Here is a 15,692-nt window from a genome sequence, read left to right on the forward strand (position 1 = left end):
AATTATTTTAAAAAATATAGTTATGGTAGCTCTATAGATGTAGCGCAATCTTTCTTTTGCTTTTTTAACGTATGTAAGAGGATTCTATTACGTTGAGAAACTTTTGATATTATTAATAAAAAGAAGATGGGTAATAAAATCCCCATGAACCCTATTAGAAGAGACACTAAATACAAAGGGTCATGAAAATCCATTTCAAATAACGTCGCCCTTGCATACTTGGCATATTCTGGTCTCACGCTTAAAGCAGAGGACATAGCAAAAGGAAAAGTCACAGCCAATGTTATTATCGAAACCGAAAATATGTTACCAATGAGAGTAGTAAAACCATATAGGATTAGCAGGTTGGTATTACTTAACAGTGCATCAGCCTGAGCCTCAAGCTTGAGTTTCTGTAGTTCTTTTTTGTTTTTCCAATGATTAGAAAAATTACCAAAAAGTTTAATGATCCAATCTTTTATAAAAGCACTTAAAATAGATAAAACAATTGTTCCAACAACCCCAGCCGCAAATCTGAAAGGATTTTCTAGCAACGTATTAAGAATATCCATGGGGCCTCATATTAAAGGAAAAGAGTTTACCTTGCCTGCTATACCAGTTTTTAAAAATGATGACTATTGAGTCAGCATCAAGGAGGAAAGAAAAAATGATGCGACACTTTTGCGACACTTATATCGAAATAGAAAAGACCACCTTACGGGAGAGGTGGTCTAACTAACTGAATTTAAAGCTAAAATTTGGTGGCCCCTACTGGACTTGAACCAGTGACCAAGCGATTATGAGTCGCGTGCTCTAACCAACTGAGCTAAGGGGCCGTGGGGCGGGATTATACGGTAAGTTGCTGTTACAGGTCTACTGGTGTTCTGTTTGTATGCGCGTTTTATGTGCAATTGTAGACTGTTGTCATTGTTGCGTTTTTTTGCGATAACTCGGGTAAATACGTCTTAGGGACACATTATGATTACCGATATTATTGCCGAGGATTTGCGCGTGGTTTTCTGTGGGATCAACCCCGGCCTTTCGACTGCGCATCACGGTTTCCATTTCGCTAACTCTAATAATCGCTTTTGGAAAGTTATCCATCAGGCGGGGTTCACCGAGCGTTTGCTGAAGCCGGAAGAGGAGCAGCACCTGCTGGACACGCGGTGTGGCATCACCATGCTGGTTGAGCGCCCGACAGTGGAGGCTACCGAGCTGGTGCGCGATGAGCTGCGCGAGGGCGGGGCGGCGCTGACGGCTAAGATTGAGCGCTATCAGCCGCGTGCTCTGGCCGTGCTGGGTAAGCAGGCGTTCAGTAAGGCGTTTGGCATCAGCAAAGTGAGCTGGGGGCGTCAGGCGTTAAACATCGGTAACACGGAAGTCTGGGTGTTGCCGAACCCAAGCGGGTTGAATCGCGCGACGCTGGATGAGCTGACGGCGTCTTACCGCGAGCTGTATGACGCGCTAAACGCGTAACAGATTGAGCTGGCTGAAAAGCAAAAGCCCCGCGACGGCATCACCATCGCGGGGCTTTTTAATGACGTTTAATCTAACGATTAGTCGTCGAGGAAGCTGCGCAGCACTTCAGAACGGCTTGGGTGACGCAGTTTGCGCAGAGCCTTAGCTTCGATCTGACGGATACGTTCGCGGGTAACGTCGAACTGTTTACCCACTTCTTCCAGCGTGTGGTCGGTGTTCATATCGATACCGAAACGCATGCGTAGCACTTTAGCTTCACGCGCGGTCAGACCGGCCAGAACGTCGTGCGTTGCAGAACGCAGGCTTTCTGAGGTTGCCGAATCCAGCGGCAGCTCGAGGGTGGTATCCTCGATGAAATCACCCAGATGCGAATCTTCATCGTCGCCGATTGGCGTTTCCATGGAGATAGGCTCTTTAGCGATTTTCAGTACTTTACGGATTTTGTCTTCCGGCATCAGCATACGTTCAGCCAACTCTTCCGGCGTCGGCTCGCGGCCCATCTCTTGCAGCATCTGGCGCGAAATACGGTTGAGTTTGTTGATAGTCTCAATCATATGCACCGGAATACGGATGGTACGCGCCTGGTCGGCGATGGAGCGGGTGATAGCCTGACGGATCCACCAGGTCGCATAAGTTGAGAACTTATAACCACGGCGATATTCAAACTTATCAACGGCTTTCATCAGGCCGATGTTACCTTCCTGAATCAGATCAAGGAACTGCAGACCACGGTTGGTGTATTTCTTGGCGATAGAAATAACCAGACGTAAGTTTGCTTCAACCATCTCTTTCTTCGCACGACGCGCTTTCGCTTCGCCGATGGACATACGACGGTTGATATCTTTAACCTGCTCGATGGTCAGGCCGGTTTCTTCTTCGATTTGACGCAGTTTCATCAGGCCGCGTTGCACTTCTTCGGTCACTTCTTTCAACTTCTCAGACCATGGTTTACCCATAGCCAGAGCGGCATCAAACCAGGTTTGGCTGGTTTCGTTGCCGGCGAACAGGTTGACGAAGTTTTTCTTCGGCATTTTGCACTGTTCAACACAGACTTTCATGATGAAACGTTCCTGAGCACGGACGCGATCCATCATGGAACGCATGCTGTTAACCAGGAAGTCGAACTGTTTTGGTACTAAACGGAACTGTTTGAAGACGTCGGACAGTTTCAGAATTTCTTCTGCGGCGCTTTTGTGATTACGGCCGTTTTTCTTGATGACAGCCCGCGTGGCTTCGTGCTGCTCACGCAGCTCGGTGAACTTCTGGCGCGCCAGTTCTGGGTCGATGCTGTTGTCGTCTTCAGCGTCGTCATCTTCATCTTCGTCTTCGTCGTCGTCGTTTTGCTCTTCAGTCGTCAGTTCAGAACCAACGTGAGTGGCAGTCGGCGCGATCTCTTCTTCTGCGTTCGGATCAACGAAACCAGTGATCAGATCAGACAGACGCGCTTCGCCCGCTTCAACGCGATCGTACTGTTCGAGCAGGTAAGTGATGGCTTCTGGGTATTCGGCAACGGAGCACTGGACCTGGTTGATACCGTCTTCGATACGCTTAGCGATGTCGATTTCGCCTTCACGGGTCAACAGTTCAACGGTACCCATTTCACGCATGTACATGCGCACGGGGTCAGTGGTACGTCCAATTTCAGATTCAACGCTGGAAAGCACCTGAGCAGCAGCTTCGGCTGCATCTTCGTCAGTATCAGGACGGTTTTCGGCCAGCATTAAGTCATCGGCGTCAGGAGCTTCTTCAAGAACCTGGATGCCCATGTCGTTAATCATCTGGATGATGTCTTCGATCTGGTCGGAGTCGACGATATCTTCCGGCAGATGGTCATTGACCTCAGCATAGGTCAGATAGCCTTGCTCCTTACCACGGGTGACAAGTAGCTTAAGCTGTGACTGCGGGTTTTGCTCCATAAGACGGTATCCACACTTCAGAGTATTTGGGTTGGTGTTGGTCAGCGAAACCGCCAACAATAACGTTTACCCGTTAGGGTATCGGGGCGTTTACTTGTTGCCGCGGCCCGCGATGGCGGCATCGTGCGGGACTCTGTCCCACTATATATCGGCACTTAAGCCGTTCAATTTTTCCTCGCTAAAACCTGATTTAACGAGCTAACTTCGGCACGTTCTTCCGGGCTGAGCCCGTGGGTTCTGGCTTTAGCGATTAATTCTTCAAGCCGCTGCTCTAAGATCGAGTCATAGAGGCTGGCCAGCGTGGCGCGAAACTCTTCTTCGACCATATCCTCAACGATCATATGGTTCCATGTAGCCAGAGTTTCAAGCTGCTGGTAGAACTTATTGTCTCGGTACAACTCAAGCAACTGGCCGGTAGTCAGGCCCGGCTGGGCTAAGCAAGTGGTTACTAACTCGCTAAACAGATCCAGTCCCGGTTGCTTCGCTCGCTCCAATCCTTGCAGCGAGGGTATAAGTGTAGCCAGTTGTGGATTTTGTACCAGTAACCCAATAAGTATACGCATGGTTGTGCGTTTTAGCTGGGGCGCCTGATAGGTATTGCCACTATCGACCTGCTTAGGAACCAGTTTTTCGAGCTGGCTGTCGTCTAAAATACCGAGCTTATTGCCTAGCTGCTGGCGCAAATACATGCGCAGCGTCTCGCCCGGTACCTGGCGAATCAAAGGTAGCGCCAGCATGCTCAACTTGGTACGCCCGTCGGGGCTGCTCAAATCGACCTGCGGCATCAGCGATTCAAACAAGAAGGTTGAGAGCGGCAGCGCCTGCTCCATCCGTTGTTCGAAGGCTTCTTTACCTTCTTTACGCACCAGCGTGTCTGGATCTTCACCGTCGGGTAAAAACATAAAGCGTAACTGGCGGCCGTCGCTCAAGTAGGGCAGCGCTGTTTCTAACGCACGCCATGCTGCTTCGCGACCGGCTCTGTCGCCGTCATAGCAACACACCACGTTATCCGTGGCGCGGAACATCAGCTGAATGTGGTCGGCGGTGGTCGAGGTGCCTAAGGATGCAACGGCATAATCGATGCCAAACTGCGCCAGTGCCACCACGTCCATATAGCCTTCGACAACCAATAAGCGTAAAGGTGTCGGATGTTTCAGCTGCGCTTCATAAAGGCCATATAGCTGGCGGCCTTTATGGAAAATCTCGGTTTCGGGGGAGTTAAGATATTTTGGCGTACCCTCGCCTAATACCCTGCCACCAAACGCAATAACCCGGCCGCGCTTATCGCGGATGGGGAACATGACGCGTTCGCGAAAACGGTCATAACTGCGTCCGTTGTCATTGGTGACCAACATACCCGCATCAATTAATGAGGCTTTGTCATCGGCATTTTTGCCAAAACGCTTGAAGGCGTTGTCCCAGCCAGGAGGCGCGAAACCTATGGCAAAATGAGCGATAACATCTTCACTTAATCCGCGCTGAGAAAGGTATTCTCTGGCAGGTGCGCCAACGGGTTGTTTAAGTGATTGCTGATAGAAGTCGGCAAGCGGCTCCATCAACTGGTAGAGGCTCTGACGCTGATGGCGCTCCATCTGGCTTGGACCGGTGCCCGCTTCATACGGCACTTCCAAACCCTGCATTGTCGCCAATTCCTCGATACTTTCGACAAACTCAAGCCTGTCGTAGTTCATCAGGAAGTCGACGGCGTTGCCGTGGGCTCCACAGCCGAAACAGTGATAAAACTGCTTATCGCCGTTTACGGTAAATGAGGGTGTTTTCTCATGGTGGAAAGGGCAGCACGCGTGGTAATTCTTACCCTGTTTCTTCAGCTTTACGCGAGCATCGATAAGGTCCACGATGTCGACACGAGCCAGTAAGTCATTGATAAATACGCGTGGAATTCTCCCAGCCATAAGCCCCTTACTCACTAGCCTATAAACGAGAACAAGCCGCGCATTCCTTTCGGAAAGCACGGCATGCGTATGCAACTACTCATCGATCTGTGTGCTTTTGCGAGAGCAAATACACGGTGGGGTTGCCCCCGAAGATTAATACAGACGAGTGCGGCGTGCGTTTTCGCGAGCCAGTTTCTTGGCGTGGCGTTTTACTGCAGATGCTTTAGCGCGTTTACGTTCGGTAGTCGGTTTTTCATAGAACTCACGACGACGAACTTCTGCCAGAACACCCGCTTTTTCGCAGGAACGTTTGAAGCGACGCAGAGCTACGTCGAACGGCTCGTTTTCACGTACTTTAATTACAGGCATGTGCCTCTCACCTCGATAAAATCGGTTTGTTTGCTGGTTTGTACCAGCACATTTCAAAATGGTGCGGAATTTTACTCCAACTTGCGCTGCGTTGTAAAGCATAACGGCAAATTGAAGCAGCGCCTCCCAACCCATCTATTTCCAAAAGTGCGCTCGCTTTTGCGTCGGCCGGCGATTATATACCAATCAACTTAAATTGCTCGACATTAATTGGCAAAAGCAGCGGATTTGCTTCTGAGAAGCAGCGCTGACGCGGCGTTGTGTGCTAAACTGCGCGCCGCGAGTTAGCCCGAGAATAAGATGGAAAACGTGATGCGAGTACTTGGTATAGAAACGTCCTGCGATGAAACCGGCATCGCTATCTATGACAGCGAAGCGGGCTTGTTAGCCAACCAATTGTATAGTCAGGTAAAACTGCATGCTGACTACGGCGGCGTTGTGCCTGAACTGGCGTCGCGTGACCACGTGCGCAAAACGATTCCTCTCATTCAGGAAGCTTTGAAAGAAGCCGGGCTGACGGCCAAAGACATCGACGGCGTGGCTTATACCGCGGGTCCGGGTCTGGTTGGCGCGCTATTAGTGGGTGCCACCATTGGCCGCTCTCTGGCCTTTGCCTGGGATGTTCCAGCCGTGCCGGTTCACCATATGGAAGGGCATCTGCTGGCACCTATGCTGGAAGACAACCCGCCAGATTTCCCGTTTGTTGCTTTGCTGGTTTCCGGCGGCCACACTCAATTAATTAGCGTCACCGGCATTGGTAAGTACGAGTTGCTGGGTGAGTCTATTGATGATGCCGCTGGCGAAGCATTCGATAAGACCGCGAAATTGCTGGGTCTGGACTACCCCGGTGGCCCGATGCTGTCGAAGATGGCGCAGCAGGGGACTGAAGGGCGCTTTACTTTCCCGCGCCCGATGACCGACCGTCCGGGGCTGGATTTTAGCTTCTCAGGTTTGAAGACCTTTGCAGCGAACACCGTGCGCGCTAATGATGACTCGCCACAAACTCACGCTGATATTGCACGGGCTTTCGAAGATGCCGTGGTGGATACGCTGGCGATCAAATGTAAGCGCGCGCTGGATCACACAGGCTTCAAACGCCTGGTTATGGCGGGAGGCGTCAGTGCTAACCGCACGCTGCGCGCCAAGTTGGGCGAGATGATGACTAAGCGCGGTGGCGAAGTGTTTTACGCACGTCCTGAATTCTGTACCGATAACGGCGCGATGATTGCTTATGCTGGCATGGTGCGTTTGCAAACTGGCGCGACGCAGGATCTGAGCGTGTCTGTGCGCCCGCGCTGGCCTTTGGCTGAGTTGCCGCCAGTCTGAATGGGGCTGCGGCTGTGTTGCTGCGGCGGCTCGAAATGCTCACATACTTATGTATGCTGCGCTTTCTCCCCTTCTTGCGCCTTGCCTCGCAGCCATTCAGTCAGGCTCTGATTTGAATGGCTGCGGCAATAAAAAAACGACCTCTTGAGGTCGTTTTTTTGTGTCTAAAATCTGAGTTTATTTGTCGTTTTCTGCGTTCTTTGCCGCTTCTTGCGCGGCTTTTTTAGCTGCACGTTTCTGCTTCAACTTATCCCAGATTTTGCCCTCTTGCCCTCGCCACAGGCGCTGGATGTTGTCGTGGTGACGCAAAAGAATCAGGCAGGAGAGCATGGCGACAGGGAAGGTGAACTGTGGCTTGAACCACCAGACATAGAAAGGCGCAATCAGCGCGCTGACGATAGCACCTAATGACGAGTAGCCGCTCAGCAGGACGGTGAGCAGCCAGGTGCCGGCCATCAAGCCCGTAAGGTCAAAGCCGATGGGCGCGATAGCACCGAAGGCTGTCGCTACGCCTTTGCCACCCTGAAAACGGAAAAAGACCGGATAGATGTGACCGAGACAGGCGGCGATGGCGGTAATGCCAAGATAAACCGGGGAGACGTCGAGGCGGTAAGCCAGCCAAACCGGCAGCATGCCTTTTAACACGTCGAAGATGAGCACCGACGCGGCGGCGGCGCGGCCACCAATTCGCAAGACGTTAGTGGCCCCCGGATTGCCGGAACCCTGTGTGCGTGGATCGGGTAATCCCGCTACCCGACAGACCAGAATTGCACTGGAAATCGAGCCGCAGAGATAGGCGAAAATAATCATGCCAAGCGCGGTAGCACTCATAACGCAGTTCCGTCTAATAGGGGTCGTTTTAATCGCAACATCCATGGATAATACGCATTTTCCGCCGGAAGTGGTATCCGGCTGACCCAAAAACAGAGAAACGCGTGATGGATATCGTATTTATTGAGCAACTGAATGTAATCACCACCATTGGCGCTTATGACTGGGAACAGACCATTAAGCAGAAGCTAGTGTTCGATATCGAAATGGCATGGGACAACCGTCAGGCCGCTGCCAGCGACGATGTTAATGACTGCCTGAGCTACGCCGATGTAAGCGAAGCCGTCATTCAGCACGTTTCAACGCAGAATTTCGCGCTGGTCGAGCGCGTCGCGGAAGAGGTCGCCGCGCTGCTATTATCTCGCTTCCAGTCGCCTTGGGTACGCATCAAGCTGAGCAAGCCGGGCGCAGTCGCAGATGCCGCCAACGTCGGTGTTGTCATTGAGCGAGGCGCGCGCGGCTAAATTTGCGAATTAAATATCATCGCCTGCAACTCATCGCGCGAATTTTTGTCATAAAAAAGCGCTAGAAATAAGGCGTTTAAAGACATTACTGTTTCAGCGATATCCATTTCGATGTCGCTACTTCTCCCTCTGTATAAGTTGGATATTAAATGGTCGTTGAAAGTCATTCATTGCTGATCGCAGCAATTTTGGGTGTTGTCGAAGGGTTAACTGAATTTTTACCGGTTTCCTCAACCGGACACATGATCATCGTCGGCAACCTTTTGGGTTTCACCGGTGATACCGCAAAGTCATTTGAAGTCATTATCCAGCTTGGCTCGATCATGGCGGTGGTCGTGATGTTCTGGCGCCGACTGTTCGGCATGATTGGGATTCATTTTGGCAAGCCGCCTGTCCACGAAGGCACAGGAACAGGGCGACTCAATCTGGGCCACATTATACTGGGCATGCTGCCCGCCACGGTGATTGGCTTGATTTTCCACTCGCAGATTAAAGCCCTGTTTGAGCCGAAAAACGTTATCTATGCATTGGTGGTCGGCGGGGTGTGGCTGATAGCCGCAGAGCTGCTCAAGCCGAAGAAGCCGCGTGCCGAAGGCGTGGATGATATGACTTACCGTCAGGCGCTGATGATTGGTGTTTGCCAGTGCTTAGCGCTATGGCCGGGGTTCTCGCGTTCTGGCGCGACCATTGGCGGCGGAATGCTGAGTGGGGTGAGCCGCTATGCGGCCTCGGAGTTCTCTTTCCTGCTGGCCGTGCCGATGATGTTGGGCGCTACCGTGCTGGACCTCTATAAGAGCTACACCTTCCTGAGCATGGCAGATTTGCCAATGTTCGCTACGGGCTTTGTGGTGGCCTTCTTGGTGGCGTTAATCGCGATCAAAACCTTCCTGTCGGTGATCAAACGCTTCTCGTTTATTCCCTTCGCCATCTACCGTTTTGTGGTGGCTTTCGTGGCATACACTGTTTTTATCGCCTAAAAAATCCGTTTTTCTGGTGTAGAAATGCAAACCGCAGGAACATGAGTCCTGCGGTTTTTTACTTTAAATGAGGAAATTATTCGGCGGGATCTTGCAGCGCTTTCCAGTCGGCGATGGCGCGAATACGTTGTTTCTTCAACTCTTCTTTGATTGCCAACCCTTCTAAACCTGAATCTACGATGTCTTTAATCGACACGGTGAGTGCTGCGGCATAGGCTTGGCGCAGGTAATCGCCCTGTGGATAAGGGTTCTGCTCGAAACCGGTTCGCCCGCGAGCATCAGCCTCGCTGGTGAAAATCATCTGCTCGAGCCGCTGTGGCTTGCGCCAAACATCAATAGTGTCGAACAGTTTTAGAATCGTTTCTGGACGCAATTTATTGACCGTGTGGATCAGGTCATGGAATTCAGCGACCAGCTTCGCCAGATCGCGAATATGGGTTGGCACTCGGAGCCGCTGGCAAAGATTTTCCACCAGTTTAACGCCCGCCGGGCCGTGGCCGTGGTGATGCGGCCAGTATTCCGGATTGGTCAGCCCTTTGCCCAAGTCATGGCAGAGTGCGGAGAAGCGAATATCAACATCCGGCGTCAGCTCTGCGGCAATTTTCAGGGTCATCAGGGTATGAATGCCGGTATCGATTTCCGGATGCCATTTCTCCGGTGCGGGCACGCCAAACAGCGCGTCAACCTCCGGGAACAGTACCTTCAGCGCGCCACAGTCACGCAGCACTTGGAAGAAAACTTGCGGATCCTGCGTTTGCAGCGCCTTTTCGGTCTCTTTCCACACGCGCTCGGCCGTCAGGGCTTCAAGCTCGCCGGAATCCGCCATTTGCTGCATCAGTTGCTGGGTTTCTGGCGCGACGCTGAAACCAAGATGAGCAAAGCGCGCGGCAAACCGCGCCACGCGCAACACACGCAGCGGGTCTTCACCAAAGGCATCAGAAACGTGGCGCAGCAGGCGATTTTCGATATCGCGCTGGCCGTGGTAAGGGTCGAAGAGTTCACCTTCGGCACTTTTGGCGATGGCGTTGATGGTCAGGTCGCGACGCATCAAGTCCTGCTCTAATGTGACATCTGGCGCGGCGTAACAGGTAAAACCGTTATAACCGCTGCCAGATTTTCTTTCCGTGCGAGCCAGCGCGTATTCATCATGAGTCACCGGGTGCAAGAACACGGGAAAGTCCTTGCCAACCTGCTGATATCCTTTAGCAAGCATATATTCCGGCGTGGCGCCAACCACTACCCAGTCGTGCTCGGTAACCGGCAGATTTAACAAACTGTCTCGGACTGCGCCGCCGACCAGATAGATTTCCATTATGTGACTCAGCTCATCCAGCGATCATTTTTCTTACGGCGAGGCACCAGATGCGGCAGGATTAAGCCCAACAGCAGGCCAACACCGGCGACGCCGCCGCCATACATGAACCATTGTAAAATGATAGTACGCTGTTTGTCGTCAAGCTGAACATTTACCGCGCTCACTTTCTTCTGCGCCACAATCAGCTGATTTTTCAGGTCCTGATTCTCTTTCTTCAGGCCATTAATGATGCCATCGCTCGACGAAACTTTTTGCTGCATTTCAGCCGTGCGCTGGTTCCAGCTGGAATCAATGTTGGTCAGCTTGTCAGTCAGGGTTTTCACCTGCTGCTCTAAATCAGGAACGCGGGTGCGGATGCTTGGCACATTGCTCAACTGGTCCAGAGGGATCCAGGCGGTTTTACCTTTAGAGTCAATGATTTCGCCGTATTTTGTGCTGTCGTTGACGCTACGCAGGGTGACTTCGTCACCGGCATTTAGCGTGCCAACGATACGATATTGATTACCCGGACCACTGTGGATATAAGTGATCAGATCGTCGGAAATGTAGCGCTTTTCATCGGCGTGAGCGCCCCAAGTGATGCTTAAACTAAGCAAAGCGAGACCAATTAGGCGGAGTTTCTGCATTATTTCATCGTTTCTTTGTGAATTTATGGAACGCGATGTAGGAACCGACGTTATGAGGGTTTGATACTAAGGGCAACAGTTTGACTACGCAACGTATAAACAGGAATGGGAACTATCTTACTATCCCGTTGCATGCGGCTTGCGGCCAGACCCTGTGTTAGAATTGCGACTTATCGCTAACTCCTTTTGTCGGCTTTATGACAGCCTTTTGACATCCAGAACTCGGTGTGAAGATCACTATGACCGTAGAAATAGAATTAAAGTTTATCGCCACTGCCGCGGCTATCGCCGAATTACCGGAGCAATTGGCGCAATTTTCCAGCCAACACTCTGCGCCACAGAAGCTGACCAACATCTATTATGAAACTGCTGATAACTGGATGCGCAGCCACGATATGGGCCTGCGTATTCGCGGTTTTGACGACCAATATGAGATGACCATCAAAACCGCCGGTAGCGTGGTAGGGGGCTTGCACCAGCGCCCGGAATACAATGTTGAGCTGAAGAAGCCGACCTTAAAACTCAGCGCTTTCCCGAAGGAAATCTGGCCAGAAGGCTGCAAAGTCGCTGCGCTACAGAAGGCGCTGCTGCCGCTGTTTTCCACCAATTTTATGCGCGAGAAGTGGGTGATCACTTACCAGCAAAGCGAGATTGAGCTTGGTTTGGATCAGGGTGAAGTGGTGGCCGGAGAGCTTTCCGAGCCTTTAGCTGAAATTGAGCTGGAGCTGAAAAGCGGCACCACCGCTGACCTGCTGGCGCTCGCCGCGTTGATTGGTCAAAACGGCGGGCTGCGTCAGGGCGGCTTGAGCAAGGCTGCCCGTGGTTATCACTTGGCGAAAGGCAATCCGGCGCGCGAACCGCGCCCGCTGCCCGTATTCAAGGCCGCGCCGAAAGCCACGGTGGAGCAGGCGATGGAGGGCATTTTGGCTCTCGCGCTGGACCAGTGGCAGTATCACGAAGAGCTGTGGGTACGCGGTGATAAGGCCGTGCGCCTGAGCGTGCTGCAAGCAGTTGAAGCCGTGCGTCAGGCGTTGGTGCTGTTCGGCGGGCTGATCCCACGTAAAGCCTCAACTGAACTGCGCGCCTTGCTAACCGACTTACTGCCAGCGCTGGAGCAGAAGGGCGCCGACGCCCAGGCCGTGTGTTACAGCCCGGCCTACTTGAAATGTAAGTTGGCACTCACTTCGTGGCTGACAACTCAGCAGTGGAAACCTTTCATTGATGAGAAAGCGCAGAAGAAGCTTGATGGCTCCTTCAAACGCTTTGCAGACATCATGCTGGGCCGTACCGCCGCGGATTTGAAAGAGGCATTCGGCCAGCCGCTGGACGAAGATGGCTTCCGCGACCAACTGGCTCGCCTAAAGCGCCAGATTATCTCTTTCCACATGTTAGCGGGCGCTTACTCTCACGAAGAGTGCAGCCCTTACATTAATGGCTGGCTTGAGTTGCAGCAGGCGATTATCCAGCAGCAGCATGCGTGGGAAGATTCTGCCCGCCAACATGCCGTGATGATGGACGCCTTCTGGCTCAACGGCAAAGTCAAATAACAAGCCGCGTTTTGGTTTATGGTGAAGTTTAATTGAACAAGTGGCCTGAGTCTGACTCAGGCTTTTTTGCGAAAGGAACCTGATCTCATGTTGCCACTCCCCTCTGTTTTGCAAAGTCAGGCTGACAACTTCGTTATTCGTTGCCAGGAGCACGCCGCGCCCTTACCAGAGCTTGATGAAAGCACGCTGGCTGTGGCCGCGAGCAGTGATTTTATCAGTGAAAACCTGCTGGCATTTCCAGACTGGTGGCATGAGATTGTGCAGCATCCGCCGCACGCGCAGGAGTGGCAAAGCTATCGCGGCTGGCTAGCCGAGGCGCTGGCCCAGGTCAGTGATGAAGCCGGGCTGATGAAGGCGCTGCGCCTATTCCGCAAACGCATTTTGACCCGCATTGCCTGGTCACAGGCCATGCTCACCAGCCAGTGCGAAGAGACGCTGCATCAGCTCAGCGAGTTAGCCGAAACCCTGATTGTCAGCGCCCGTGAATGGCTGTACGACGCCTGCTGCCGCGAGTTTGGTACGCCGATGAATGCCGACGGAGTGCCGCAAAAGTTGTTAATTCTCGGTATGGGCAAACTGGGCGGCGGCGAGCTGAACTTCTCCTCAGACATCGACCTGATTTTTGCCTATCCCGAGAATGGCCAAACCAAAGGCGGCCGTCGCGAGCTGGATAACGCACAGTTCTTCACCCGCCTTGGTCAGCGGCTGATTAAAGCCTTGGATCAGCCAACCATTGATGGTTTTGTCTATCGCGTGGATATGCGCCTACGGCCGTTTGGCGACAGCGGCCCGCTGGTGATGAGCTTCCCGGCGTTGGAAGACTATTATCAGGAGCAGGGCCGCGACTGGGAACGCTACGCGATGGTCAAGGCGCGGTTGATGGGCGGCGCGGAGGACAGCAGCAGTCAGGAACTGCGTAAGATGTTGATGCCGTTCGTTTTCCGCCGCTATATCGACTTCAGCGTGATTCAGTCCCTGCGCAATATGAAAGGCATGATTGCCCGCGAAGTGCGCCGCCGTGGCCTTAAGGACAACATTAAGCTGGGCGCGGGCGGCATTCGCGAAATCGAGTTTATCGCGCAAGTCTTCCAACTGATCCGCGGCGGCCGCGAACCCTCTTTGCAGCAGCGCTCTTTATTACCGACGCTGCAAGCCGTGCAAGAGCTGGAGCTGCTGCCCGCCGTGCAGGTGTCGCAGCTGCGTGAAAGCTACCTGTTCCTGCGTCGGTTGGAGAATCTGTTGCAGGCGATTGCCGACGAACAGACCCAAACCTTGCCTTCCGACGACCTCAATCAGGCGCGTCTGGCATGGGGGATGGACTTTCCTAACTGGCCAACCCTGCTGGACGCCTTGAATACCCACATGCTGGCAGTGCGCGCCGTGTTTGATGATTTGATTGGTGATGACACGCCGGACATTGGCGAAGATCCGCAGCACGCCGAGTTCAGCAGCCTGTGGATTGACGCCCTTGAGCACGACGATATTGCCCATCTGGTGCCGCAACTCGCGCCGGAAGCTCAGGGGCAGCTGTTGCGGCAAATCGCCGAGTTCCGCCGTGACGTGGATAAGCGCACCATCGGGCCGCGCGGCCGTGACCAGTTGGATCAGCTGATGCCGAACCTGCTGGCCCAGGTGTGTGGCTATAAAAATGCCGATATCACACTGCAACGCCTGACCCTGCTGCTGCTCAATATTGTTACGCGCACCACTTATATTGAACTGCTGGTTGAGTATCCGGGGGCGCTGAAGCAGCTGGTTCGCCTGTGCGCGGCATCGCCGATGGTCGCCAACCAGCTGGCCCGCCACCCAATTTTGCTCGACGAGCTGCTCGACCCGCGCACTCTTTACCAGCCGATTGCGCCAGACGCCTATCGCGACGAGCTGCGCCAGTATCTGCTGCGCGTGCCCGCCGATGACGAAGAGCAGCAGCTGGAAGCGCTGCGCCAGTTTAAGCAGGCCCAGCACCTGCGCATCGCCGCCGGGGATATCTCGGGCGCGCTGCCGGTGATGAAGGTCAGCGACCATTTGACCTATCTGGCCGAGGCGATCCTTGAAGCCGTTATCCAGCAAGCCTGGGAGCAGATGGTGACGCGCTATGGTGAACCTTCGCACCTGCGCAGCCGGGAAGGGCGCGGTTTTGCCGTGGTGGGTTATGGCAAGTTGGGGGGCTGGGAGCTGGGCTATAGCTCGGATCTGGATTTGGTTTTCCTGCTCGACTGCGCGCCGGACGTCATGACCGAAGGGGAGCGCAGCATTGATGGCCGCCAGTTCTACCTGCGGCTGGCCCAGCGCATTATGCATTTGTTCAGCACCCGCACTTCGTCCGGCATCCTGTATGAAGTGGATGCGCGCCTGCGGCCGTCCGGCGCGGCGGGGATGCTGGTCAGCACCATTGAAGCCTTTGCTGATTATCAGCAAAACGAAGCCTGGACCTGGGAGCATCAGGCGCTGGTTCGCGCCCGCGTGGTCTACGGCGACCCGCAGCTGACTCGTCAATTTAATACCACGCGCCATGAGATTCTGTGCCGCCAGCGTGATGCCGACACTTTGCGCAAAGAAGTGCGCGAGATGCGCGAGAAGATGCATGCCCATTTGGGCAGCAAAAAAGGCCATACCTTCGACCTGAAAGCCGATCCGGGCGGTATCACGGACATTGAATTCATCGCACAATATCTGGTGTTGCGCTTTGCCCACGATGAGCCGGGTCTGACCAAGTGGTCTGATAACGTGCGTATTTTCGAGCTGATGGCGGAATACGGAATTATGCCGGAGGATGAGGCGCGCCGGCTGAAGCACGCCTATGTAACGCTGCGCGACGAGATTCATCATCTGGCTTTACAGGAACATAGTGGCAAAGTCGCTGTCGATAGCTTTATGACTGAACGCGAGCAGATTTTGGCGAGCTGGCAAGGCTGGCTCATTTAATCGCCGCGTCCAAAGTTTTTTTCGCGGTATGAGCGCTTGTGAT

At 53.3% G+C, this 15,692-nt stretch carries 13 protein-coding genes and 1 tRNA gene; 6 read left to right on the forward strand and 8 right to left on the reverse strand.

Translation table 11 applies throughout. The annotated features are described in order from the left end of the window. Window positions 1–20: 20 nt before the first annotated feature. The gene (locus ACT3RR_RS08315; RefSeq protein ID WP_496200101.1) at window positions 21–551 is read right to left on the reverse strand and encodes a hypothetical protein; all 531 of its coding nucleotides are present in this window, start codon (window positions 549–551) and stop codon (window positions 21–23) included. 187 nt (window positions 552–738) lie between these two features. Further along, window positions 739–815, reverse strand: a tRNA-Ile gene (locus tag ACT3RR_RS08320). A 142-nt stretch (window positions 816–957) separates the two neighbouring features. On the opposite strand from ACT3RR_RS08320, the gene mug reads away from it, so the two are divergent. Further along, window positions 958–1,455 (forward strand): G/U mismatch-specific DNA glycosylase, encoded by a 498-nt coding sequence (mug, locus tag ACT3RR_RS08325; RefSeq protein WP_496200102.1) that lies wholly within the window; start codon window positions 958–960, stop codon window positions 1,453–1,455. Between the two features lie 80 nt (window positions 1,456–1,535). Here mug and rpoD read toward each other — a convergent pair whose 3' ends face one another. From rpoD to rpsU, 3 genes are all read right to left on the reverse strand, one after another. Further along, window positions 1,536–3,374 carry an RNA polymerase sigma factor RpoD gene (rpoD, locus tag ACT3RR_RS08330; RefSeq protein ID WP_353503460.1) on the reverse strand — a complete coding sequence of 613 codons (1,839 nt, stop codon included), beginning with the start codon at window positions 3,372–3,374 and terminating at the stop codon, window positions 1,536–1,538. A 164-nt stretch (window positions 3,375–3,538) separates the two neighbouring features. After that, window positions 3,539–5,287, reverse strand: a complete 1,749-nt coding sequence (gene dnaG, locus ACT3RR_RS08335) for a DNA primase (RefSeq protein WP_353503459.1) — start codon at window positions 5,285–5,287, stop codon at window positions 3,539–3,541. Window positions 5,288–5,422: 135 nt separating this feature from the next. After that, the gene (rpsU, locus tag ACT3RR_RS08340; RefSeq protein WP_001144069.1) at window positions 5,423–5,638 is read right to left on the reverse strand and encodes a 30S ribosomal protein S21; all 216 of its coding nucleotides are present in this window, start codon (window positions 5,636–5,638) and stop codon (window positions 5,423–5,425) included. 312 nt (window positions 5,639–5,950) lie between these two features. Between rpsU and tsaD the strand changes: the two genes are divergently transcribed. Then, on the forward strand, window positions 5,951–6,964 hold the full coding sequence (gene tsaD / locus ACT3RR_RS08345; RefSeq protein WP_396131302.1) for a tRNA (adenosine(37)-N6)-threonylcarbamoyltransferase complex transferase subunit TsaD: 1,014 nt from the start codon (window positions 5,951–5,953) through the stop codon (window positions 6,962–6,964). 177 nt (window positions 6,965–7,141) lie between these two features. On the opposite strand, the gene plsY is transcribed toward tsaD, so the two are convergent. Continuing rightward, complete coding sequence (gene plsY, locus ACT3RR_RS08350) at window positions 7,142–7,795, reverse strand: glycerol-3-phosphate 1-O-acyltransferase PlsY (protein ID WP_485902415.1); 654 nt, start codon at window positions 7,793–7,795, stop codon at window positions 7,142–7,144. Window positions 7,796–7,902: 107 nt separating this feature from the next. Between plsY and folB the strand changes: the two genes are divergently transcribed. Both folB and bacA read left to right on the forward strand, forming a co-directional pair. Further along, window positions 7,903–8,259 carry a bifunctional dihydroneopterin aldolase/7,8-dihydroneopterin epimerase gene (folB, locus tag ACT3RR_RS08355; protein WP_486032861.1) on the forward strand — a complete coding sequence of 119 codons (357 nt, stop codon included), beginning with the start codon at window positions 7,903–7,905 and terminating at the stop codon, window positions 8,257–8,259. Window positions 8,260–8,408: 149 nt separating this feature from the next. Continuing rightward, a complete protein-coding gene (bacA, locus tag ACT3RR_RS08360; protein WP_396131306.1) occupies window positions 8,409–9,236 on the forward strand; it encodes an undecaprenyl-diphosphate phosphatase in 828 nt (275 codons plus the stop codon). Window positions 9,237–9,312: 76 nt separating this feature from the next. Here the strand turns inward: bacA and ACT3RR_RS08365 are convergent, their stop codons facing one another. Continuing rightward, on the reverse strand, window positions 9,313–10,548 hold the full coding sequence (locus ACT3RR_RS08365; RefSeq protein ID WP_496200103.1) for a multifunctional CCA addition/repair protein: 1,236 nt from the start codon (window positions 10,546–10,548) through the stop codon (window positions 9,313–9,315). An 8-nt stretch (window positions 10,549–10,556) separates the two neighbouring features. Further along, complete coding sequence (locus ACT3RR_RS08370; RefSeq protein ID WP_185689177.1) at window positions 10,557–11,177, reverse strand: TIGR04211 family SH3 domain-containing protein; 621 nt, start codon at window positions 11,175–11,177, stop codon at window positions 10,557–10,559. Between the two features lie 239 nt (window positions 11,178–11,416). Here ACT3RR_RS08370 and ACT3RR_RS08375 point away from each other — a divergent pair, with 239 nt between their 5' ends. Both ACT3RR_RS08375 and glnE read left to right on the forward strand, forming a co-directional pair. Beyond that, on the forward strand, window positions 11,417–12,724 hold the full coding sequence (locus ACT3RR_RS08375; protein ID WP_485902420.1) for a CYTH domain-containing protein: 1,308 nt from the start codon (window positions 11,417–11,419) through the stop codon (window positions 12,722–12,724). An 87-nt stretch (window positions 12,725–12,811) separates the two neighbouring features. Continuing rightward, a complete protein-coding gene (gene glnE / locus ACT3RR_RS08380; protein WP_496200104.1) occupies window positions 12,812–15,649 on the forward strand; it encodes a bifunctional [glutamate--ammonia ligase]-adenylyl-L-tyrosine phosphorylase/[glutamate--ammonia-ligase] adenylyltransferase in 2,838 nt (945 codons plus the stop codon). Window positions 15,650–15,692: the final 43 nt, after the last annotated feature.

Origin of the sequence: Ewingella sp. AOP8-B2-18, from assembly GCF_052376015.1 — a bacterium.
GTDB classification, from domain to species: Bacteria; Pseudomonadota; Gammaproteobacteria; order Enterobacterales; family Enterobacteriaceae; genus Ewingella; species Ewingella allii.